This is a genomic window from Methanolobus mangrovi (genome assembly GCF_031312535.1).
GTDB classification, from domain to species: Archaea; Halobacteriota; Methanosarcinia; order Methanosarcinales; family Methanosarcinaceae; genus Methanolobus; species Methanolobus mangrovi.
Window position 1 is genome coordinate 2,417,183 of the sequence record NZ_CP133594.1, and the last position, 20,109, is coordinate 2,437,291.

Annotated in this window: 22 protein-coding genes; 9 read left to right on the top strand and 13 right to left on the bottom strand. The window is 41.8% G+C overall.

Annotated features, from left to right (window positions below):
• Positions 1-3 precede the first annotated feature (3 nt).
• From RE476_RS11755 to comE, 3 genes are read left to right on the top strand one after another with little or no spacing between them, the layout of a single operon-like run.
• Positions 4-639: a (Fe-S)-binding protein gene (locus RE476_RS11755; protein WP_309307825.1), complete on the top strand. Its 636-nt coding sequence runs from the start codon at positions 4-6 to the stop codon at positions 637-639.
• Positions 640-643: 4 nt separating this feature from the next.
• On the top strand, positions 644-1,171 hold the full coding sequence (comD, locus tag RE476_RS11760) for a sulfopyruvate decarboxylase subunit alpha (protein ID WP_309307826.1): 528 nt from the start codon (positions 644-646) through the stop codon (positions 1,169-1,171).
• On the top strand, positions 1,168-1,731 hold the full coding sequence (comE, locus tag RE476_RS11765; RefSeq protein ID WP_309307827.1) for a sulfopyruvate decarboxylase subunit beta: 564 nt from the start codon (positions 1,168-1,170) through the stop codon (positions 1,729-1,731). The genes comD and comE overlap by 4 nt, the downstream gene beginning before the upstream one ends.
• On the opposite strand, the gene RE476_RS11770 is transcribed toward comE, so the two are convergent.
• The 6 genes from RE476_RS11770 to mdh form a co-directional block, all read right to left on the bottom strand.
• On the bottom strand, positions 1,700-2,983 hold the full coding sequence (locus tag RE476_RS11770) for a methanogenesis marker 16 metalloprotein (RefSeq protein WP_309307828.1): 1,284 nt from the start codon (positions 2,981-2,983) through the stop codon (positions 1,700-1,702). The two genes, comE and RE476_RS11770, sit on opposite strands and share 32 nt — an antisense overlap.
• 71 nt (positions 2,984-3,054) lie before the next feature.
• Positions 3,055-4,188, bottom strand: coding sequence for a hypothetical protein (locus tag RE476_RS11775; RefSeq protein WP_309307829.1), 1,134 nt, complete (start codon positions 4,186-4,188; stop codon positions 3,055-3,057).
• An 80-nt stretch (positions 4,189-4,268) separates the two neighbouring features.
• Positions 4,269-5,219 carry a tyrosine--tRNA ligase gene (locus tag RE476_RS11780; protein WP_309307830.1) on the bottom strand — a complete coding sequence of 317 codons (951 nt, stop codon included), beginning with the start codon at positions 5,217-5,219 and terminating at the stop codon, positions 4,269-4,271.
• A gap of 62 nt (positions 5,220-5,281) precedes the next feature.
• Positions 5,282-6,022 (bottom strand): tRNA(His) guanylyltransferase Thg1 family protein, encoded by a 741-nt coding sequence (locus RE476_RS11785; RefSeq protein ID WP_309307831.1) that lies wholly within the window; start codon positions 6,020-6,022, stop codon positions 5,282-5,284.
• Between the two features lie 3 nt (positions 6,023-6,025).
• Positions 6,026-6,295 (bottom strand): PRC-barrel domain-containing protein, encoded by a 270-nt coding sequence (locus RE476_RS11790; RefSeq protein WP_309307832.1) that lies wholly within the window; start codon positions 6,293-6,295, stop codon positions 6,026-6,028.
• A 91-nt stretch (positions 6,296-6,386) separates the two neighbouring features.
• The gene (gene mdh, locus RE476_RS11795; RefSeq protein WP_309307833.1) at positions 6,387-7,310 is read right to left on the bottom strand and encodes a malate dehydrogenase; all 924 of its coding nucleotides are present in this window, start codon (positions 7,308-7,310) and stop codon (positions 6,387-6,389) included.
• 157 nt (positions 7,311-7,467) lie between these two features.
• Between mdh and RE476_RS11800 the strand changes: the two genes are divergently transcribed.
• The 4 genes from RE476_RS11800 (at position 7,468) to RE476_RS11815 (ending at position 11,669) form a co-directional block, all read left to right on the top strand.
• Entirely contained in the window at positions 7,468-8,217 is a 750-nt protein-coding gene (locus tag RE476_RS11800) for a ribonuclease H-like domain-containing protein (protein WP_309307834.1), read from the top strand.
• Between the two features lie 7 nt (positions 8,218-8,224).
• Positions 8,225-10,021, top strand: coding sequence for an excinuclease ABC subunit UvrC (uvrC, locus tag RE476_RS11805; protein ID WP_309307835.1), 1,797 nt, complete (start codon positions 8,225-8,227; stop codon positions 10,019-10,021).
• 94 nt (positions 10,022-10,115) lie between these two features.
• The gene (locus RE476_RS11810) at positions 10,116-10,847 is read left to right on the top strand and encodes a glucose-6-phosphate isomerase family protein (protein ID WP_309307836.1); all 732 of its coding nucleotides are present in this window, start codon (positions 10,116-10,118) and stop codon (positions 10,845-10,847) included.
• A gap of 66 nt (positions 10,848-10,913) precedes the next feature.
• A complete protein-coding gene (locus RE476_RS11815; protein ID WP_309307837.1) occupies positions 10,914-11,669 on the top strand; it encodes a DUF128 domain-containing protein in 756 nt (251 codons plus the stop codon).
• Between the two features lie 5 nt (positions 11,670-11,674).
• Here RE476_RS11815 and RE476_RS11820 read toward each other — a convergent pair whose 3' ends face one another.
• Together RE476_RS11820 and RE476_RS11825 are read right to left on the bottom strand one after the other, a co-directional pair.
• A complete protein-coding gene (locus tag RE476_RS11820; protein WP_309307838.1) occupies positions 11,675-13,057 on the bottom strand; it encodes a DHH family phosphoesterase in 1,383 nt (460 codons plus the stop codon).
• A gap of 12 nt (positions 13,058-13,069) precedes the next feature.
• The gene (locus RE476_RS11825) at positions 13,070-13,567 is read right to left on the bottom strand and encodes a hypothetical protein (RefSeq protein ID WP_309307839.1); all 498 of its coding nucleotides are present in this window, start codon (positions 13,565-13,567) and stop codon (positions 13,070-13,072) included.
• Between the two features lie 111 nt (positions 13,568-13,678).
• Here RE476_RS11825 and RE476_RS11830 point away from each other — a divergent pair, with 111 nt between their 5' ends.
• Positions 13,679-13,861, top strand: coding sequence for a hypothetical protein (locus RE476_RS11830; RefSeq protein WP_309307840.1), 183 nt, complete (start codon positions 13,679-13,681; stop codon positions 13,859-13,861).
• Positions 13,862-14,338: 477 nt separating this feature from the next.
• Here RE476_RS11830 and RE476_RS11835 read toward each other — a convergent pair whose 3' ends face one another.
• On the bottom strand, positions 14,339-14,734 hold the full coding sequence (locus RE476_RS11835; protein ID WP_309307841.1) for a DUF1699 family protein: 396 nt from the start codon (positions 14,732-14,734) through the stop codon (positions 14,339-14,341).
• Between the two features lie 570 nt (positions 14,735-15,304).
• Between RE476_RS11835 and RE476_RS11840 the strand changes: the two genes are divergently transcribed.
• Positions 15,305-16,087 (top strand): hypothetical protein, encoded by a 783-nt coding sequence (locus tag RE476_RS11840; protein WP_309307842.1) that lies wholly within the window; start codon positions 15,305-15,307, stop codon positions 16,085-16,087.
• A 22-nt stretch (positions 16,088-16,109) separates the two neighbouring features.
• Here RE476_RS11840 and RE476_RS11845 read toward each other — a convergent pair whose 3' ends face one another.
• From RE476_RS11845 to RE476_RS11860, 4 genes are all read right to left on the bottom strand, one after another.
• Complete coding sequence (locus tag RE476_RS11845; protein ID WP_309307843.1) at positions 16,110-16,856, bottom strand: MinD/ParA family ATP-binding protein; 747 nt, start codon at positions 16,854-16,856, stop codon at positions 16,110-16,112.
• Between the two features lie 76 nt (positions 16,857-16,932).
• The gene (locus tag RE476_RS11850; RefSeq protein WP_309307844.1) at positions 16,933-17,292 is read right to left on the bottom strand and encodes a helix-turn-helix domain-containing protein; all 360 of its coding nucleotides are present in this window, start codon (positions 17,290-17,292) and stop codon (positions 16,933-16,935) included.
• A gap of 96 nt (positions 17,293-17,388) precedes the next feature.
• Complete coding sequence (locus RE476_RS11855) at positions 17,389-19,035, bottom strand: tRNA uridine(34) 5-carboxymethylaminomethyl modification radical SAM/GNAT enzyme Elp3 (RefSeq protein WP_309307845.1); 1,647 nt, start codon at positions 19,033-19,035, stop codon at positions 17,389-17,391.
• 39 nt (positions 19,036-19,074) lie between these two features.
• Positions 19,075-20,103 carry an AAA family ATPase gene (locus RE476_RS11860; protein ID WP_309307846.1) on the bottom strand — a complete coding sequence of 343 codons (1,029 nt, stop codon included), beginning with the start codon at positions 20,101-20,103 and terminating at the stop codon, positions 19,075-19,077.
• Positions 20,104-20,109 lie beyond the last annotated feature (6 nt).

Consider the following 20,109-nt stretch of genomic DNA (forward strand, 5'->3'; position numbering starts at 1 on the left):
CTTATGAGCGAGATAGAAAAACTGCTTCCGGGTTATAATTGCGGAAGCTGTGGATATCGCCAGTGCAGGGATTTTGCCGCTGAACTCAAAAACTCGGATGATCTGCAAAAATGTCCTTTCCTTTCCCGCGACAATTTCCAGGACAATGTGAAAAAGATATTGACTCTCCTGGGTGAAGATGTTCACAAAGATGAAAAGATAATTGGAATAATTGATGCTCTTGAAGCAGACTTCACGCTTGCTCCTCTTAAAGATGAATGCTCATGCAGGGAAGATATCCATCCCTTTGACGGCTCAGTGGAAGTAGAAATAGGTGACATCCTGCGCTACAGGCCACTTGGATGCCCTGTAACTCATTTTGCGAAAGTCATCGACATGATTCCGGGTGCCATCTACACGGTCCATCTTGTAGGGCCACTACACAGGCTTGGAAATGACGATTTCAAATTCAAGGATGTAGGTCTCTGTATGATACTTGCTTTTGATGGCAAGATTGCAAAAGGTAAGATCCCGAAAGTTGGGCAGACTGTGAAGTTCGTTCCTGAATACTGCATGATGCAGAAGGTCCACTCCGGCATGGTCGTGGGTGTGGAAGGCAGGAACGTTCGTATCGAGGCAATAGACCTCAAAGTATGGTGATAACATGACACAATCTTTATCAGTTGCTCCTACTCCTTCTGAATCCACATTCAAAGGAATCAAGGATGCTGGAATTGATTTTATTGTCAGCGTGCCCTGTGCCAATCTCAAGGAACTTATTCCTATGGTGGATGAAGCTCATGATATCATTCATCTGCCTGTGACCCGCGAGGAGGAAGGCGTGGGCGTATGTGCAGGTGCTTATATGGGCGGAAAAAAGCCAGCAATGCTTATGCAGAACTCGGGTCTTGGTAATTCTATCAATGCTCTTGCTTCACTCAACATGCTCTATGGCATCCCACTTTTGATGATAATGAGCCACAGGGGTGTTGAAGGTGAACCAATAGTTGCCCAGGTACCAATGGGTGAGCTAACTCCCAAACTGCTTGAGACAATGGATATTCCCTATTTCCTGCCGGAGAAAGGGGTCGACCCGGCAGATATTATTGTGAAGGCATGGAATGTGGCATCTGAACAGAAAAAACCTGTAGCTGTACTTTTGCCCATACCTTTCTGGAGGCGTCAGGCATGAAGCGTATAGATGCCATAAACGAGATCGCTGCAAAGGCAAAGGAAAGTGGGGCGTTGCTAATCGGTAACATCGGTATTCCATGTAAAGAGATACATCATGTTTGTGATGTTCCTACAAATTTCTACATGCTGGGTTCCATGGGACTTGCATCTTCCATAGGTCTTGGTCTTGCATTATCCCGGCCGGATAAAAAGGTCATTACGATAGAAGGAGACGGCTCCATATTGATGAACATGGGAACTCTTGCAACAATAGCGTCGCAGGAGCCGGATAACTACCTTCTGGTCATTGTTGACAACGGTGCTTATGGTTCAACCGGCAACCAGCCAACAGCCACATCAAAGAACACAGACCTTGCAGCGGTTGCAAAAGGCGCTGGAAACAAGAATGTTTACGTGGTAGCTAATCCCGAGGACCTGAGGGAAACCCTTAGATCCACGGATAAAGGAATAATTGTAGTAAAAGCGGAACCGGGCAATACTGAAGCTCCGGTTATCGAGATGACTCCTGAAGTTATCCTGAAAAGGTTTATGGATATATCTTCTCAACCATCTCGTTGATTTTGAACTCGCCATCTATTATTTTCTTTTTTAATTTCTCAGCCAGTTCTTCTGATCTTTTGCGGTCAGATTGTCTGAGTACGATTGGGATCTTTAACTGCTTTGCATCCTTCTCAAAGTGAAGGGTTCCGAGTTTTGCAGTGAACACTTCTCCCGGACAGACAGTGGAGCAGAGTCCGCAATTGAAACATAAGTACCTGTCAAGTATCATTCTGTCATTCTGGAGGTATATTGCTTCCATTGGACAATCTCTGATGGGTTTGCATACCTCACAATTGAGACACACTTCGGGATTGAACATAACTGTGGGGTCTGTATTCTTCCATGCATCGGCATATGTGCTGCTGCCTATCATGACCCTTTTATCGACATCATTCACAACCATGGGGATGTCTTTGTCTGTTTTCAGGACCGCATCAAGCACTGACTGACTTGTGACAGGTATTGCAATTGCCCATGAGGCGATGCACTCAGGTCCGGCAGATGTCTTGAAACCTCCCATGAGTGCCGGGTCCATGCCATGCATGTCTGCAACTCCGGTAAGGTTCGGTTTCCCGGGACTGCTGCGTGTTCCTTCTCCGATGACAAACCCTTCGGCACCATTCATAAGCATACGTGTTCCAATGCCTATTGTCTCCATTTTTGGGTCATTCTGGACTGGATTTATCTCTCCACATCCGGAAAGTGTTGCACCGTTCATGCTGGGGCTGAACTGTGTAGCATGGAATATTGTATTGACAGGTTCGGTTGAGCAGTTGACAAAAGCTGCGTAGTTCTTGAAGGCATGGCGGGTTGCATAGAGTTTTGCATAGGGCATGTCTTCCAGTTTGATCTCACTTTTGAAGGATACATTCTCATCAGTGACAACAGAAACCTCTATGTTCTTTCCTTCAACCAGTTCCCTGAACAGGTGGCCGGCACCATAATTGTGTTCCAGGGTCGAGTGCGCTGTTCCGAATACTATCAGGTCAAGTACTCCAAGGCTTTCATTGGGGCATGGTCCCACATGTGCAGGAACTCCATTCAGGAGGACCTTTGAAGCTCTCTTGAAACAGAGGGGGGAATTTACAGGAAATGACAGGAGGGCATAAGTTCCACTCATTATTGCCCTTGTTGCGGTTGTGACAACATCGACATCCATTGTGGTAATGCTCTCTCCCCTGTCTACAAGTTCGGATACTTCCTGTGCTGTCATTACAACAGCTTCTTTTTTCTCTAGTTTTTCCCTGATATCGGCAATGGAACGGTCCAAAAATATCCCTCTTAATTAGTTGAATATGAATATAAATCAAAAATAAAAAAAGATTGCAGCATTTGCTGCATTCAGTCTACACCAAGTATGCTTGCCAGTTCAAGACCTTCGCTTCCAAGTTCAGCGAGCTGGTCAAAGGCTTCTTCCTTGGTGATATATTTCTCAGTACGGGTGCCATCGGATGATTCGACCTTGATGGTTATCTCGTTCTTGACATATCCTTTGTCGAGTGATTCCCTTACAATATCCCCATATTGTTCGGCAATGAGCTTGAGGCAGTCAAATACCTCGTTATTGCGCACGGCATCATTTCCATCAAGCAATATCTGCGTAAGTTTCTGGTATTTGATGAACATTTCCATATACTTTTTCAGATCATCTACAAGGCCTGCAACGTTGTCCACCTGGACTGATTTGAGGAGTGTTTCATCAGAAGTTACATCAAACTCTCCGTGATATATCTGGTATGTGTCATTGTCAGAAGTTATCTTGAATTTCTGGTCACCTTTCTTGTTCTCAAAGCTTACGTCAACGTGCTTGTTGCCATCATAGTTCATGGAAGCGATGGTGTATTCTGACACATCTATCATTTTAACCTTGTTCTCTTTAGAGAATATACCGGCTTTTGTCCATGTTGGGAGGGACAAATTCCCGTAAACCTCTCTGATAGTGAGTATCTCATGAGCATAGGTCAGGTCACAGGTGTATTCCATCCCGGAAAAAGATGCTTTGAGCACTCCTTTTAATGCACCTTCTGTCATGGAAACCGAATATGCCTTGTTTGCACCATAAATGCCTGATTCAAAAAGAGGATTAAGGTTGTTAAGCAGGTCCATTTCAATCTTGTATATTCCACTTTCAGACTGGCGCTTTATCTGCTCCAGTTTCTGGTTAAGTTCCTTGAGTCCGCGGTTGCCGGTTTCAATACAGGCATCGATGACAGCATTGCGACATTCAAGTATTTCCTTGTCTTCCGCACCTTTTGCACGTTCATCTACATATTGCTGTATATCCTTGCTGAAGCTATCGATCTCCTTGATCCTTGCTTCAAGGGATGATATTTCGCTGGATTCTTCCTCGCTAAGCTCAATAGCGGAATTCTCAAGTGGAAGGACCTTCTTCGCCATTTCTATGAAATTGTTAAGGTCCTGAATAAAATCTCTTTGTAAAGGTAATTCTGTTGAGTCCTGAAATGTATATTTCATCCAAATCCCCTTTTTACTTTTTTAATGTTATATTCTTGCGGACCTCATATATAAATTGCTATATAAAGATATAATATCTTTTAGATTACACTTCTGACAACTTCAAGTATCATGTTCATATACTTTGCAGCACCGTTCTTCAGGTCCATGGGGTGAAGTTGTCCTGATGCAAATGCCTGTTCAAGTTCTTCGTATCCTTTACAGACAAGGTTACCGCCGAACTTCTCAGGTCTCTCAAAAACGATCTCTTCATATCTGGGGCAGATATGGTATCTGAACAGTTCCATTATGGGGTTGTCATTTACTTCCTCTGCCGGGCAGAATGCTTTCTTCATCTTTTTCTTAATGTCTTCTTCGGAATCATCAACAGATATGAAATTGTTATTTGATGATGACATCTTTTCGCCGTCAAGTCCAAGAAGAATTGGTGTATGGATGCACAGGGGTGCCTTAAATCCAAGTGCTGGGAGTCCTTCCCTTGCAAGCATGTGTATCTTTCTCTGGTCAATACCGCCAACTGCGATATCAACGCCAAGCATTGCGATATCTATTGCCTGCATAATGGGGTAGACCATCTGGGATACCGACGGGTCATCCATTTTACGTCCTACTTCATCCATACTCCGTGTTGCCCTGTTCAGGGTCGTGATACGTGTCAGTTTGAGGACGTTGAGTATGTACTCCTGATCAAGCTGGTAATCTGAGCCATATACGAAATTCGTGTTCTCTTCGTCAAGTCCCAGGGCAATGAAACATCTTTTATTATAATCAGCAACCTCACGAACCTCTTCAAGTGTTCCTTTCTTGTTGAGGTAGGCGTGCACATCCGCAAGGAGTACCGTAATCTTAAAACCCGCATTCTGAAGATCAAGGAGCTTATTGACTGTAAGTACGTGTCCCATATGGATCTTACCACTTGGCTCATATCCTACATAGGCAGTGGGGTGTTCTTTTGTTTCCAGAAGGTTTTTCAGTTCGTCCTCTGTTACTATTTCCTGCACATTTCTTTTAATAAGCTCAAGTTTATCCATAGGTTCACCTTATAAATCGTGGTTTGTATAAACACATCCCTCTTTAAATGCTTTTTCTTGCGTTATTCACTCACGTGTGGGGTAAGGATCTTTTGAATAAATGCTTCCCCTTCTTCGGAGCTGAACAACGGAATATTCCGGTCAATGAACACTTTTGTCCGGGTACTTGTTGTTTTCACAGTTAGGTGAGGGTTAAAACCTTCTATTTCTATCTCTTTTCTAAGTACCATTATCCCACGCCTTTGCCATGCGGGGACTTTTGATATATTGATCCCTCTCTCAAAAAGGAGTTCATGCATGTCTGGGGACTTTTTCTTTTTCAGGTGCATGGCGGCTTCTTTTTCCTCCATTCCTTCGGATAGGAGGGTATAGTATGCGTATGAGTTGATGCAATTGCGCCATGCTTCATCCTGCCTCCAGACGAGGTATTCTTGAATATCCTCTTCGTGAAGGGGAATTACTCTCGCATCAAAAGATATTGGCTCCTCTGGCTTGAGGAACATTGTAAAAGCACTGCTGATGAAAGAAGGCACTATGGAATCAATTTTCTCTATCCTGCTTTCAAAAGCATTATCCCTGAACAGAAAACTGATCTCATCCGAGAATGTATAAGCAAAAACAGGGCTCAATCCGCTCTTTTTAAAAAAGCATTCTATCGAATCAACAATAGCAGATGTGAACCTTTTATCATAGGGTTTTTCAAATCCCATGCGTGATAGCGCATTCTTGAAATTCCTTCCATCAATGCGCACGATTACAGGCGGTACACAACGCAGATCTGAATAGATCTCTCGCCTTTTCATGGATCAGTCTTCTACTTTCTCTTTTTTAGGCTTCTTGAATTTGTTAACAACATTTCTGATAAGTACTATATCTCCTGAAGTAATGACCCATCTGTAAGGAATAATAATTCCTTTAGAAGTAACATCAAAAACATCTCTATTGATGTCGGAGATTGCCAGTCCTCGGACTTTCCTTTCGTCAACATCTAACACAAGGTCAGCTACTTTCCCTATGTACGTACCTGTGTCAGTATAAACGTTTAATCCGAAAAGTGAAGTTATGTCTGCACGCATGATATCCCTACCCTCTTTTATTTTACTTATATATGAATATTTGTATGTAAGTCGGCAATTTCGTATGTAAATGACATCTTTAAAGCTTCACTCAGGGACTAATCTTTTCAATCCCTTCTCTGACTGCATTGGCGGAAATTTGCAGGGCTTCCATTTCCTGGCTGCTAAGTTCCAGTTCGATTATCTCTTCGACACCGTCTCTTCCAAGCTTTACAGGCACACCGAGGCATATGTCATGCTGTCCGTACTCTCCATTCAAAAATGCGGAAGCAGGTACTATCCTCTTTGTATCCTTGAGTATGGCTTCGACCATAGCTGCAATTGCTGCGGAAGGTGCATAAAAAGCACTACCGTTCTTCATATATCCGACAATCTCTGCGCCTGCATTTATGGTCCTGTCTACTATTTTACTGATAGTATTCTCGTCCATAAGCTTGTTCAGGGGTATTCCCGCCACAGTGGTATATTTAGGAAGCGGGACCATTGAATCACCATGTCCGCCCAACACCATTGCATTTACATCCCTCACAGAACAGTTCATCTCCTTTGCGATGAATGATGCAAAGCGACTTGAATCGAGAAGTCCACTCATGCCGAATACCCTGTTTCTGTCAAACTGTGTGCATCTAAGTGCAGCATAGGTGATTATGTCAAGAGGATTTGTTACTGTCATGATAATAGCATCAGGTGCATATTTTTCTATATTTGCGCATACCTGTTGCGTTATCTTTATGTTCGTTGCAAGCAGGTCGTCCCTTTCCATTCCGGGTTTACGTGCAATTCCTGCGGTAACCACCACAACGTCCGAGTCAAAGATATCTGCATAGTCATTGGTTCCGATTACATCTACATCATAACCCACAAGTGGTGCAGCCTGAAGTATGTCCAGTGCTTTGCCTTGTGGCAGTCCTTCAACGATATCAACCATTACGATATCTGCAATATTAAGTTCCGCAAGTCTCTGAACTGTGGTAGCGCCTACATTGCCTGATCCGATCACTGCAACTTTGCTCATATCTATCTCCTGACATAATTCATTTAAAAATGACTATATTATGGGTGTAGGGATTGAATCCAACATATATATATGAACCCTTCTTTTATTTAGCACTTACAGGTAGAACATCATAGTTATCAATATCATCTGTCATAATTGAAAAAGGGAATATATCATGCTCACAAGTACATACATTCATATGCCACGGATCGGCGCAACTGTGGAAAAAAGGATATGGTCCGGCGGTGTCAGGACATGGGATGATTTTCTGGACAGAAAAGATGAGCTTCTCATATCTCCTTCTAAAAAAGAAATGATCTTAACAGGCATCAGGGATTCAGTTGAAAAACTGGAGGCTCGCGATTTTGAATTCTTTGCAAGGTCCCTTCCCAAAGCCGAGCACTGGCGTGCTTTCAGGAATTTTTCAGATAAGGTTGCTTATGTTGATATAGAGACAACAGGTCTTTCCCCTGCCAGTTCATCCATCACAGTTGTAGGTATCTATGACGGAAAAGAAGCAAGAACCTTTGTAAGAGGCATAGACCTTGATGATATAGTCGATGTTTTTCCCAAATATGAGTTCCTTGTGACCTTTAACGGGGCAAGGTTCGATATTCCTTTTATCAAACGTGAATTCCCACAAATAGAATTCAACCAGTTGCATGCAGACCTGATGTATCCTCTGCGTCGCATCTCTCTGTCGGGGGGCCTGAAAAAGATAGAATGTGAACTTGGTATTTCAAGGGCCGAGGAAACCGTTGGTATCAGCGGTTTTGACGCAGTGCGCCTATGGCACCAATACGAGCGTGGGGATGAAGATGCACTTGACCTGCTACTGAAATACAACCGTGAAGATATTGTGAACCTAAAAACGATAATCGATATGACACTTCTACGTTTCATAGATAATAAATTCTCAGAATGAATCTGATATGAATTTCGATCTAAAAACACTCCCTGCATTGCCTGGCGTCTATCTGATGAAAGATGACTCCGGTGATGTCATATATGTGGGCAAGGCGAAGTCTCTGGACAAAAGGGTACGCCAGTATTTCCAGTCAAAGAAGAACCTTTCTCCAAAAACAGTTACTCTGGTCAGGCATATCGATGATATTGAGTATATCGTCACGGATTCTGAGATAGATGCTCTTGTGCTTGAGGCAAATCTCATCAAAAAGTACAAACCCCGTTACAATGTTCGCTTGAAGGATGACAAACGCTATCCGTATGTCAAGGTAACCATTAATTCGGCATTTCCGCGTATATTCCTTACCCGTAGAAGGTTAATGGATGGAGCACTCTATTTCGGACCATATACAAATGCAAAAGCTATTCGCACCACTCTTGACATAATATCCCGCGTTTTCATGCTCCGCCAGTGCAAGAAGAAAATAGAACCGGGCAAATCCCGTCCATGTCTAAATTACCATATAAAGCGCTGCATGGCTCCATGTAAGGGTGGAATGGAAAAGGAAGAGTACCACAGAAGGGTTATGGAAGCAGTTCGCTTTTTGAAAGGTGATACCTCGGGTCTTTTGAGGAAGCTGGAAGAAAGGATGCAAAGCCTTGCCCAAGCTCAGGATTATGAATCTGCTGCGGATGTCCGGGACCAGATAGAATCTGTAAAATGCATCTCTGAGCAGCAGATAGCAACATCTGGCACAGATGACCGCGATGTGCTGGCTGCCGTATCAGATGAGAAGGCAATCTATATTCAGGTTTTCTATGTTCGCCATGGCAGTATGGTCGGGAAGGCGGATTTCACACTTCTTGGTGCTGATGTTTCGGAAAGTATTGAAGAATCCATGGCACAGTTTGTAAAACAGTATTACCAGGACTCTCCAATTCCTCCTGAGATACTTGTCCAGTATGAACTTCCTGAAAAGGAACTCATTGTTAAATGGCTGTGCCAGCGTTCCGGCAGGGATGTAAAGGTGCATGTGCCACAACGGGGAGAAAAGAAAAAACTTCTTGAGATGGCTGAAAGGAATGCCCGGATGTCCATGAGGATGGCACAGCTAAAGCCCGCACCGTCCGAATCAGCAATAGCAGCACTTGAAGAACTGCAAAAGGTTCTATCTCTGAAGTCATTACCTCTTCATATAGAAGGCTTTGATATTTCTAATATCTCTGGTACCAATGCAGTGGGTTCCATGGTATATTTTGAGAATGGCAGGCCTGCAAATAACAAGTACAGGCAGCATAATATTAAAACTGTAAAAGGTATCGATGACTTTGCCATGATGGCCGAGGTCGTGCACAGACGTTACTCGCATTTGATCAAAAGCAATGAGTCACTGCCTGATCTGATTCTCATAGACGGAGGTCCGGGGCAGGTGAGTGCGGCTATGTCGTCTATTGATGCTCTTGGTCTTGATATACCGTTAATTGGCCTTGCAAAGAGGTTTGAGCATATAATTACAACTAAAAAAGGTCCTGATGAGGTTATAATTCTCCCTCATACATCACCAGCTTTAAAAATGCTGATGCATATTCGTGATGAAGCTCATAGGTTTGCAGTTAGTTCTCATCGGCGAAGAAGGTCTGCAAGCCTTACTCATTCGGAACTGGATTCCATACCGGGTGTCGGCCCTTCCAGAAAACGTGTTTTGCTTGAGAATTTTGATTCCATCGGGAAGATCAGGTCTTCTTCGGTTGAAGAGTTGGCTGCTCTTGAAGGTATAAGTGAAAATCTTGCAAAAAAAATACTCGGATACCTGTGTAAATAAGGTAATCTATTTAATAGAGTTGCGGCAAAATTAAATACTGTGGGTGCAAATATATCCTTCTATACGTGGTTTCTTAAAAATGGTGATGGATTAAATGGGTAACGAATTAAATTTTGGTGGTAATCTCTATCGTCCTGATATCAGGATGCTTCATGATATGGACGAGGTGGTATATAACCAGGAATGGCTGCGCTCACAGGAGAATATTGAGCTTTATTACATGTACAGGGATCTTTCAAGGAATGAGTCCGATCACAAAAAAATAGTGGAACATGGTCTCAGGTATGATATCACTATAATTCCTCCGGCAATGCTGGGTGATGAATATGTCAAGACTGCAGGTCACTATCATCCGCCTGTTCCGGGACAGGATTTATCATATGCTGAACTCTATCAGGTACTGGAAGGTGAGGCCACGTACCTTCTTCAGAAGGCTGAAGGGGACAGGGTCGTTGATGTGATTGTTTGTGAGGCAAAGGCAGGTGATCTTGCTCTGGTTCCGCCGGGTTATGGTCACATAACTATCAATACTTCAGGTAAGAGGCTCAAAATGGCAAATTGGGTATGTCGTGATTTTGCATCTCTTTATGACCCTATCAAAAAACTCTTCGGTGGTGCATACTATCTTTTGACCGGTGGGTTTGAAAAGAATCCTGATTACGGTGAAGTGCCGGATATAAGGTTTATCAAACCAATGGATTATCCTGAAGCTGGTCTTTTCTGTGGGAATGACATGTATGAGATTGTAAATGATTTAAACAAACTCGATTTCCTTGTGCACCCGCAGGATCATATGGATATATTCGGGAAGATCACCTCTCCCTGAATAATATCTTTTTATTACGAGAAACTATAAATGGTTGGCAGTTACTAAACGGTTAGAGGTATGTCTTTGCAAAGGAATAACCGTATTCAGTTCACGTCATCGAAAATAGAGGATTTGATGTTCAGGACGACATTCAATCCTAAAACAATGGAGGGAGATGTAATCGTTAATCTTTCTCTTATAAATAAGCAGGATTTTGATGATGTTCTTAAGATATTCAGTATGGCTATCAACAGTGGGCTTTCAGTCAGTCCTCTGCTAAAGATCCTTCATGAAGGGGATTCAATTGGTGACCATAAGATCCGTGAAAATGAGGTTGGCTTTGCAACTGTATGCAGTATCACTATCGATGGCCTCCTTCTTAAGGCAGGCGTAATGGTAAAACCACGTTTTGGCGGTTTGGTCGAAATTCGCGATGGGGATCCAATGCGTTTCACTAATGTCCTGACCTACCAGAGTACTACGATAGACCCTCTTGAGGTTCTGATGTCTCAGGAACTCACATCCGTAATGAGCATGCTTAAAACAGGTTCCGGCAAGATACTTGCTAACCTGCGTGAAGCGCCAATGGTTGCCCGGGATACTATTGACAGTACACTTTCTGATATGGTCGATGCCGGAATAAACGGGATTCTTGAAGTGGGTGAGCCAAATACAAGAATACTGGATGTGCCTGTAGAGCGTGACCACCTTGGAATTGTTGTCATTGGCGGCACTAACCCTATGGCTATTGTGCAGGAACACGGCATTCCAATAAGGACCAATGCAATGTCAACACTTATTGATATCAATAAACTGTCGCACATCAACGATATCGTTTGATGTGTTCATATTTTCATTAACTGGGTAGCGATAGTTGAATTAAGTTTCTGGATGAATTCTTCTTTTTTACCGAATGGAACTGTTGCTCCTGCTGCAATATCGTGGCCACCGCCTGCTCCTCCGAGTTCCTGGCAAACGATGCTCAGGGCCTCTGCAAGGTTAAGTCCTCTGTTGACAAGTTCCTGTGTTCCTCTTGCAGATATTTTGTAACCATCGTCCTTGTCTGCAAATGCTATGATGGGTAGTTTACGGTTGCCTGCGGAGTAGTGACTCATTCCTGCAACAATGCCTACTATGGTTTCGGGGATTACACTTCCTGCATCGAAATACTGGAGGTTTGAAAGTTCGGTGATGCCATTGTCCCTGACAAAGTTCAGTCCATCAACAAGATTCTTGCGATGGTTTTGCAGAAGGTCCTGTGCTTCTCTATAAGCATCGTCACGATCTCCCATGCACACCTGCATTCCAACTTCAGCTTTCATGTATCTGCCCGTGGCATTGAGAAGTGTGGAATACTCTGATGCATCCCTCATCTCAGTACCTTCCTGTTCTGTACGGAGTATATAATTCTCTGATACCAGTCTTCCTATGTTGTATGATGACATGCCGTTTTGCATGGAATACTGCAGGAGGGATGATGTAACTTTCATTTTTTCTTCTTCAGAGAGGTCTATCCATCTTCTCCACTTCTCGTCATTTGAGAACTGAAGGCCGACCCTTGCAAGAAAATCAACGCATGCATCCTCATTGCCGGTGAGTCCTGGAATGAAAGGGTCAGATGAATACTGTATCATCTTGTATACTGGACGTGTCTGTTTTCCAAAAAGCGAGATGTCTTTTTTAGCATTTATTACGTCAGGATTTGCTTCGAGTATCATCCTGTTAAGGCTTACAAGCTTCCCATGCTTACGATTTTGCATGTCGCCAACACATCCTACGATTGCAAGGTCTGCAAGGTCACGGTTGTTCCCTAGCTGGGATGCAAGTATAAATGTTGTTCCTGAACCGCTTATTTCGTAAGAGCCGTTTGCTCCGAAAAGATGAGGGTTCAGGTGTAATTTGGACTCTCCCTGCGGTCGGTGATGGTCTGAAACAATGGAATGTACTCCGTAATTGTTGATATGTTCCAGTTGCCCGCTTCCAAGGTCGGTGAATATCGTGAGTTCCGGATTCATATCTGCAATCTTCTCCACGATAGCTTCGTCAAGTTGCTTTACAAACATCATCTCAGAGCCGATACCTGCTCTTTCCAGGGCTTTTGAAATAATGGCAGCTGATGTGATTCCATCTGCATCGATATGTGATACTAATTGTATCTCATCGTATTTTTTAATCTCTTCAGCGCATTCCCGGGCATGCTTTGCCATCATGGCCATGGTTTCAGACATGTTATGATCCTCTTATTCTATTAACCTGGATTTTTTCCATCCTTTCGGATCGATCAGGTATTTATTGCTCGCTCTTTCTATTTTGGGGAAGGTCTGTATTTCTTCCACGGTTATCTTTGGAGTCCCTTCTTCATTGTATTTGCTGCAAAGTTCTGTCCAGGGGATTATGTATGCTTCCCGTGCGCGCCCAACTCCCATTTTCAATTCAACTGCAAGAAATCCGGTTCTTCCTGCTCTCATCAGAAAGTCCGATATTCTTTCTATCTGGTGGGCACCATTCTTATCAGTTGTGAAATGTTGCGTAAAATAAAGTGCTTTTGCACCCTTGTCTACAGAAATGCTCTTGCATTCTATTCCCATGTAATAATCAGGGTCAAGCGAATCAACAAGTACATCAAGGAACTGTGATGTGAATCTGTGTTGTTTGAGGCGATAAGCGATTCCCTTCATTTTATTCTCTTCGAAGAAGGCGTTGAATGACTGGACAAGTACTCTTTCAAATTCTGTCATTGGATAATCCCGTTTTTTGAATAATATTATTTTCAAGGTTATATTAAATATTGCTTTGGATATGCTATGTAAATCGTTAGATTGATGTACCTGTTAACTCAATTAGCAGTAATGAATAAGAAGAATATGGAAATTGTAGCTTCAGTAGGTTCCGTAGTATTGTTGATCCTGCTTTTTGCCGTGGCACATCAGATGAGAAATTCATTTCCACAGGAATATGGATTTATTGGTTCGCTTGTGGTATTCATAATTGCCATATCCGTGGTCGGTCTGAAGTTGAATGAAATGCAGTGAGGTTTATTTTTCCGATGTCAGTGTTCGGTACTGAGTTCAGTCTGGAAACGTCTGGATATACAGATGTGTCGGATATAACTCTTCAGGTCTCAGGGCTGCGCATCATCTGGTCTTGGTGATGATATCGTGCTTGTATATGTATCTGGTTCAACTGCCGCAAAACAACCATTGAATTTGAACCTGGTCTTGTACGTGACCTGAAAGTAGCATTAGAACGGCTGACGCCGAAAGATACTATTTATTTTGATAATGAACGGTGATATGGGGTAATGGGCATTATCCTATTCGGGAATCTTTTTTAGGGCAAAGTGAATAGTTCCCACTTATCGCTGATGGTATTCTGCTTTGTACTCAGCAGCAGATGCAGGTGGATTATGGCAATTGTCCACATTCTAGAAAAGTTACTATTCAGGTTTAAGGTGAATAAAATTCTGGAAGAGAAAGGGTTTCCGGCTTAAAGCCGGACATTATTTGTTTTTACTGTTTGACAAGGAACTTGACAAAATCAGGACTAAGTCTTGTCTCTCTGATCATCTTGTCTTCAACTTCTTCTTCAGAAAGTCCTTCCTGCTTGTACTGTGCAATGCGGTCGTAAACACTCTGTGATACTTCTGAGTATTCGTTGATGTCTTTCCTGTGTCCCCATACGTCTCCTTCGAGGAGTTCAATTCCCTGCATTTCAAGGTACATTTTTGCAGAGTTAGAGATGGTTCTCTTGTAAGAGCTTGGTATATGGAGTGCTTTTACATTAGGGCACTTCATGATCAGGGAGAAAATATCTGTGTTTGAAGGTCTGAATGCAAGGTGTATGATTTCTTCATTTGGGCCAAGGGTATTGATCTCTTCTTTTGAACTTACTACTCTTATTTTCATGTTTAATCATCCTTTATATTTAGGTGGTTTTTGAATTTTATGAACGTGAATTGAGATTTTTTCTTTCTCTCTAAAAATTAGTGTATATACAAACTTTTATTTAAAGGTTGTCAATATAACATTATATCCATAATATAAATTAGTTCAATCGTATAATGTCTAATCTTTTTTATTATGTCTGTGTTTTAGAAAAACACCTCTCTGCAAGCTCAAAAGCATTTATTAAGACTGTTGGTTCTTTATTTATTAACCATAATACTCTATTTTGTTACTAATAAATAAAAAGTAGCTATTTTATATTTTAGGTTTAATTATATTAATGTTGAGTTGCCCGATAAAAATGTTTGGTTTAATATCGACACGTTATTCCATGTGTATCTGCGAATTATCATAGTTTCTCATAGAAGGTTGAAAGATGATGTATATACAGTAATTAATTTCATCAATCAACATTCTTTTAAAAAAGAATAAGTGGGTGCTTATTTAAAGATTATTCATTGATTTTAATGTAAAAGTTTATATAAACTCATCTCCAATTTAAGGAACGTGTTTCCGAAACTGTTGCCAAAAATGAGAGTAAAAAATGATGTAAAAGTAATTTATATTCTCTTTGGTATCGTTTTGACCTATTTTTCAATCTACATGCCTGATTTTATGAATGTAGCAGGTATGGAGGGTACAAAGATAAGTTCTATTGTCTCTTTTGGAGCACTGAATGGTATGCTCTTTGGTCCATTCTGGGGTTCCATTGTATCAGCAGCAGGCTTTCTTTTGTATGAGGTCACAAGTGGCAAATATCTTTCAATGAGTATGTTTTCAGTACTATCAATTTTATTCATAGCCCTGAGTTCAATAGTTTCAGGTCTTGTTGTTAACAGGGAACATAAGGCTGCAAAAAGCATATTTTTTGCACTCATAGTTGTATGGTACATGCTTGATGTGGGAAGAACAGCTTATTCCTACCCGTGGTATCATTTGCTGGTACTTGGCATTTTTATATATTTTGAGAAATCTATTTTGGTGAAGACCGTTACTTCTAAAGCATATATATTCATATCTCTGTTTTTGGCTTCTCTGATGGGTGTTCTGTCCGATCATATGGCAGGAAGTATTACATATTATCTATTATACGACCTCCATGCGGATATGTATCAGTCAGTTGTTCTTCTTTATCCTGTGGAGAGGACAATACTTGCGTTTTTCCCTGCGTTTCTGGTCTATGTATTGATCGTTGTATTCAAAGACATAATACTTTCATCAGGAAATATTGAAAAAGATATTGAGGACAAAAAGTCCAGGGACCTGGATGAATATCTTCAAAATGATGTATTGAATATCATAAAAGAGCAATAAAAAAGATCAATAGCATCAGTTATTACTGCATTGCTTCAATTTTGTCCCTAATTGCCATAATACTTTTAGAGAACAAGTGCTCAGGTTCTGAGTGAACAAGTATCTCATTATTGCTTCGGGTTGCAATTTCACACATACATGGTATGGTCGCAAGGACTGGTGCTCCATATCTGCTTTTTTCTATAATGTCAAGACAATTACCATGATACATGTTGTCTATGATGGCACACTTCTTGTCGAGAAGGGTGTAAACGCCTTTTATTAGCTGCTCAGTGCAATTAAAACATGCTGCGGTATCGTTATGCACAATGACGACCATGTCTGAGGCTGCAACAGCATTTATGGACTCATATTCCACGCCGGGACTTGTATCAAATATGATTACATCCAGACTATTTGCTGCAAGTTCCTTTTTCCCATTCATCAGCGCCTTAAGTGCTCCTGCCTGCCAGTTTCGGTCTTTGCTCACAAGATCCCTTATCACTCCGATGTCCGGATTTGCAAAGCTCACGTATAGGTGGCCACTGGTTTCCATTTCAGGCTTTATGTCATTCAATGTATCTTTCAGACTACATTTCCCTGACAGAAAATCATTAATCCAGAAATGAGTTCCCGGTTTGAACATAGAACTAAGGGACGGTCCTCTAAGGTCCAGGTCTATCAGGCATGTGTTCTTTCCTTCTGAAGCATAAGCCACTGCCAGGTTTACTGCAATGCTGGTTTTTCCCGTTCCACCTTTGGAAGAGTGTACTGCTAATGTAAGGGTCATGTTTCCTTCATTGATTATTAGTTATTTATGGTTTTGATTCAATTATTTCCAAATATCCAGAAGAAGCAATCATTTATTACTTTTTCTTTAAGCTGTCATTTATGCGGAAATAAACCTTTCTTCCGTCTCTATATTTTTTGACGTGATTCATCCTGACAAGCTGGTTTAGGTAATTACTTTCTACTGCTCTTTCCTTATTTGTAACATTTGCTATTTCATCTGCTGTGGCAGGTCCTATCTCAAATAACGTTGTTGCAGTTGTTCTCAAATGATCCGGCAGAGAAAGCAGTGTTATTACATCAAGAGAGTCTGCTATTATTCTATCTTTTTCACAGACCTGCTCATCCCTGCATTCGATCTGTACAATTATTCGATCAAGTTTGGAATTTATTTCTTTTAAATTATTGACGACTTGTTCAAGCAGTTCTGAGTCCAATGTTTTGTCCCCTACGTTTTGTCATTAGAATATTATTACTATTATACATTATGGTTTTACAGAAATCAGTCATCTTTACTAATAACACTTTCTGATTCAGTTATTTTGCAGGTTCTTCGTCATATAAACTTTTTCCAGTTCATAACCTGACTTTCGATAATATTGGCGCACACCAATCCCACTTATTATTGCAACCTTCCCATATCCTGAACCTGATGCAAGTTCCTCGGCATGTGTGATCAGTTCTCTGCCGTAACCTCTGTGCTGCCAGTCATTCTCTCCGGCATCCTTCCCCACGGCCACAGATGATCCGAATATATGGAGTTCTCTGATGAGTGCAGCATTTTGTAATTCTTCACGATGAGGTCTGTCAGGCAACCTCAATCTGAGGAATCCTATCAATATGTCCTTTTTAATATCTTCAAAGGCAATAAAATGTTCCTTTCCCCCGCAACAGTCATAGGATTCAACAGTTAGCTGTATGTTCTCTATATCGGGTTCATTTCCTTTTAACATGTTGTGTCCCACTTCACGACACCTTATGCAGCGACATTTTCCTCCATGTTGCTCCAGGTGTTCATGTGCAAGTTGGCGGATGTTACTTTTCCTTACTCCTGCAAGTATCTGGGGTGCGGGTATGTCTCTCTGGATGCGCTGTAATCTTACCCATTTAGGGATAAAGGACTTTATCCTGGACAGGAGTAATGTTGCTTCCTCATCTCCCATGGCCTTGTAATTCCCCTGTTTCCACATCTCACTTAACTCGGTACCTTCGGTTACAAGGGTGGGATAAATTTTCAGATAATCGGGTTTGAATCCCGGATTTTCAAAAAGTCTTTTGAAATTCCTGACATCCATTTCAACATCAGTTCCAGGAAGTCCGGGCATCATATGGAATCCCACTTTTAGGGCGCTATCCCTCAGTACTCTGTTCGCCTCAATACTGTCTGCAACACTATGGCCTCGTTTCATTCTTTCAAGAATAAAATCGTAAGTGCTTTGAACGCCTATCTCAACCTTCGTAGCTCCCAGCTCAAGCATCTTGTCAATGTGAGTAGGCTTTGCCCAATCAGGGCGTGTTTCAAAGGTAATACCTGTATTCCTGACTTCTGATGTCTCATTTGCCTTCTGGACATCTTCTATCGTAAAATAGGGTAGCGTCTTTCCAATGGGGTTTGCCTGCTGCCTCCAGGAATCGCCATAAAAATCATTCATGGCTTCAAGACAGCGTTTTGTGTACCATTCCTGATAGTCGATAGACCTTGCAGAAAAAGTACCTCCCATGATGATAAGTTCGGCTTTTTTAACCTCATGACCTATCTGTTTCAGCTGGGTCAGTCGGTTTGTCACTATCCTGTAAGGGTCGTACTCAAACTGTATTGCCCTCATGGTGGAAGGTTCCCTTCCCATATAGCTCTGAGGGGACTGGAATTCCGAATTAGGTCCTCCGGGACATGGGACACATATTCCATGGGGGCATGGTGCAGGTGATGTCATTGCAGCTATGACCGCTACTCCTGATATTGTACGTACTGGTTTACGCTGTAGAATGGCACGACTCTGTTCCTGTTCTTCATCATTACCTGAAACAATAATGTCTGCATTTTTCGGTATGGTTGAAAGATGGAATGATTTTGCAACTTTTTTCTTTGCTTCATTCAGTTGCTTTTCGTTAGTTATCCGTCCATCGAGTACCATATCCAGTATGTTGCGACAGGCCGTTTCAAAGTTATTGTCAGTCATCTTAACCATCAATATTTAGTAAAATAGTAGTATTCGCATTTATTGACAGAATCCGGCAACAAGTGCTTCCAGTTGTATCCTGTCATTTGCAGCTTCGGTCAGGTAGAAATCAGTATCTGCTATTTTAGTGACCCACCTGGAAATGATGTCATCCGTTTCGTTATAATTTACTGTAACCTTGTGTAACTGGAGCAATATTTCCTGTCCGGAAAGCCCCTCTTCAAGTATAAGGGCATCAATGTATTTCCTGGCTTCAAGAATGTTCTTTGCGATAATAGATTCAAAGAGATTTGTTATATTCTCTGATTGCTCACCCAATGTTGCATCGTATATTTGCTGCGGTCCGATATTATCGTTTCCGGGTTGAATGGATGCGACCTGAAGTGTATTCAATGCCTTGGCAATGTTACCTCTTGCATGATACACCAGCGCATCTATTCCGTCATTATTTACTGTAAGTCCTTCAGCATCAACTATTCTGGAAATGAACTTTGTAATTTTATCGTCGGATACATGTGTGAAGAATAATTGCAAACCCCTTGATCTAAGGGGGCTTATGAGTTTGGAAGGCTGGGTCGTTGAAAGTATAAAGCGTGAAGATGCTGTGTACTTTTCCATAATCCTTCTAAGTGCATGTTGTGAATCGGAATTAAGCGATTCGGCATTATCAATGAATATTATTTTAAAATCAGCATCTACGGGTGGCATGGCTGCATATTCATTGATGATGTCCTTGAAGATATTTATGACACTCTTATTGATCTTTTTAGGATCATCAGTTCCTATGATGCGCCTGAATCGTTTATCCCGTACAAGGTAGTTCTTTCCCTGTTCAAAAAAATCAGATGCATTGAAGTATGCCAGATTTCGTTCGTAGTCCTCACCGTACAATTCATTGGCAATTGCAAAGGCTGTGCTTGACTTGCCTGAGTTCTCAGGTCCGTGGAATACAAAATGTGGAAGGTTATTGGACATGGCCAGTTTCCTGACCATGTCTACAGATTGTTCATTGCCGACGATCTCATCAAGGCTTTTCGGCCGGTATTTTACAGTCCATAGATCCTTCAAATCCTC

Coding starts and splice junctions, on each gene's coding strand:
- RE476_RS11755 (WP_309307825.1), top strand. CDS start 4: ATGAGCGAGATAGAAAAACTGCTTCCGGGTTATAATTGCGGAAGCTGT.
- comD (WP_309307826.1), top strand. CDS start 644: ATGACACAATCTTTATCAGTTGCTCCTACTCCTTCTGAATCCACATTC.
- comE (WP_309307827.1), top strand. CDS start 1,168: ATGAAGCGTATAGATGCCATAAACGAGATCGCTGCAAAGGCAAAGGAA.
- RE476_RS11775 (WP_309307829.1), bottom strand. CDS start 4,188: ATGAAATATACATTTCAGGACTCAACAGAATTACCTTTACAAAGAGAT.
- RE476_RS11780 (WP_309307830.1), bottom strand. CDS start 5,219: ATGGATAAACTTGAGCTTATTAAAAGAAATGTGCAGGAAATAGTAACA.
- RE476_RS11785 (WP_309307831.1), bottom strand. CDS start 6,022: ATGAAAAGGCGAGAGATCTATTCAGATCTGCGTTGTGTACCGCCTGTA.
- RE476_RS11790 (WP_309307832.1), bottom strand. CDS start 6,295: ATGCGTGCAGACATAACTTCACTTTTCGGATTAAACGTTTATACTGAC.
- mdh (WP_309307833.1), bottom strand. CDS start 7,310: ATGAGCAAAGTTGCAGTGATCGGATCAGGCAATGTAGGCGCTACCACA.
- RE476_RS11800 (WP_309307834.1), top strand. CDS start 7,468: ATGCTCACAAGTACATACATTCATATGCCACGGATCGGCGCAACTGTG.
- uvrC (WP_309307835.1), top strand. CDS start 8,225: ATGAATTTCGATCTAAAAACACTCCCTGCATTGCCTGGCGTCTATCTG.
- RE476_RS11810 (WP_309307836.1), top strand. CDS start 10,116: ATGGGTAACGAATTAAATTTTGGTGGTAATCTCTATCGTCCTGATATC.
- RE476_RS11820 (WP_309307838.1), bottom strand. CDS start 13,057: ATGTCTGAAACCATGGCCATGATGGCAAAGCATGCCCGGGAATGCGCT.
- RE476_RS11825 (WP_309307839.1), bottom strand. CDS start 13,567: ATGACAGAATTTGAAAGAGTACTTGTCCAGTCATTCAACGCCTTCTTC.
- RE476_RS11830 (WP_309307840.1), top strand. CDS start 13,679: ATGAATAAGAAGAATATGGAAATTGTAGCTTCAGTAGGTTCCGTAGTA.
- RE476_RS11835 (WP_309307841.1), bottom strand. CDS start 14,734: ATGAAAATAAGAGTAGTAAGTTCAAAAGAAGAGATCAATACCCTTGGC.
- RE476_RS11840 (WP_309307842.1), top strand. CDS start 15,305: ATGAGAGTAAAAAATGATGTAAAAGTAATTTATATTCTCTTTGGTATC.
- RE476_RS11845 (WP_309307843.1), bottom strand. CDS start 16,856: ATGACCCTTACATTAGCAGTACACTCTTCCAAAGGTGGAACGGGAAAA.
- RE476_RS11855 (WP_309307845.1), bottom strand. CDS start 19,035: ATGACTGACAATAACTTTGAAACGGCCTGTCGCAACATACTGGATATG.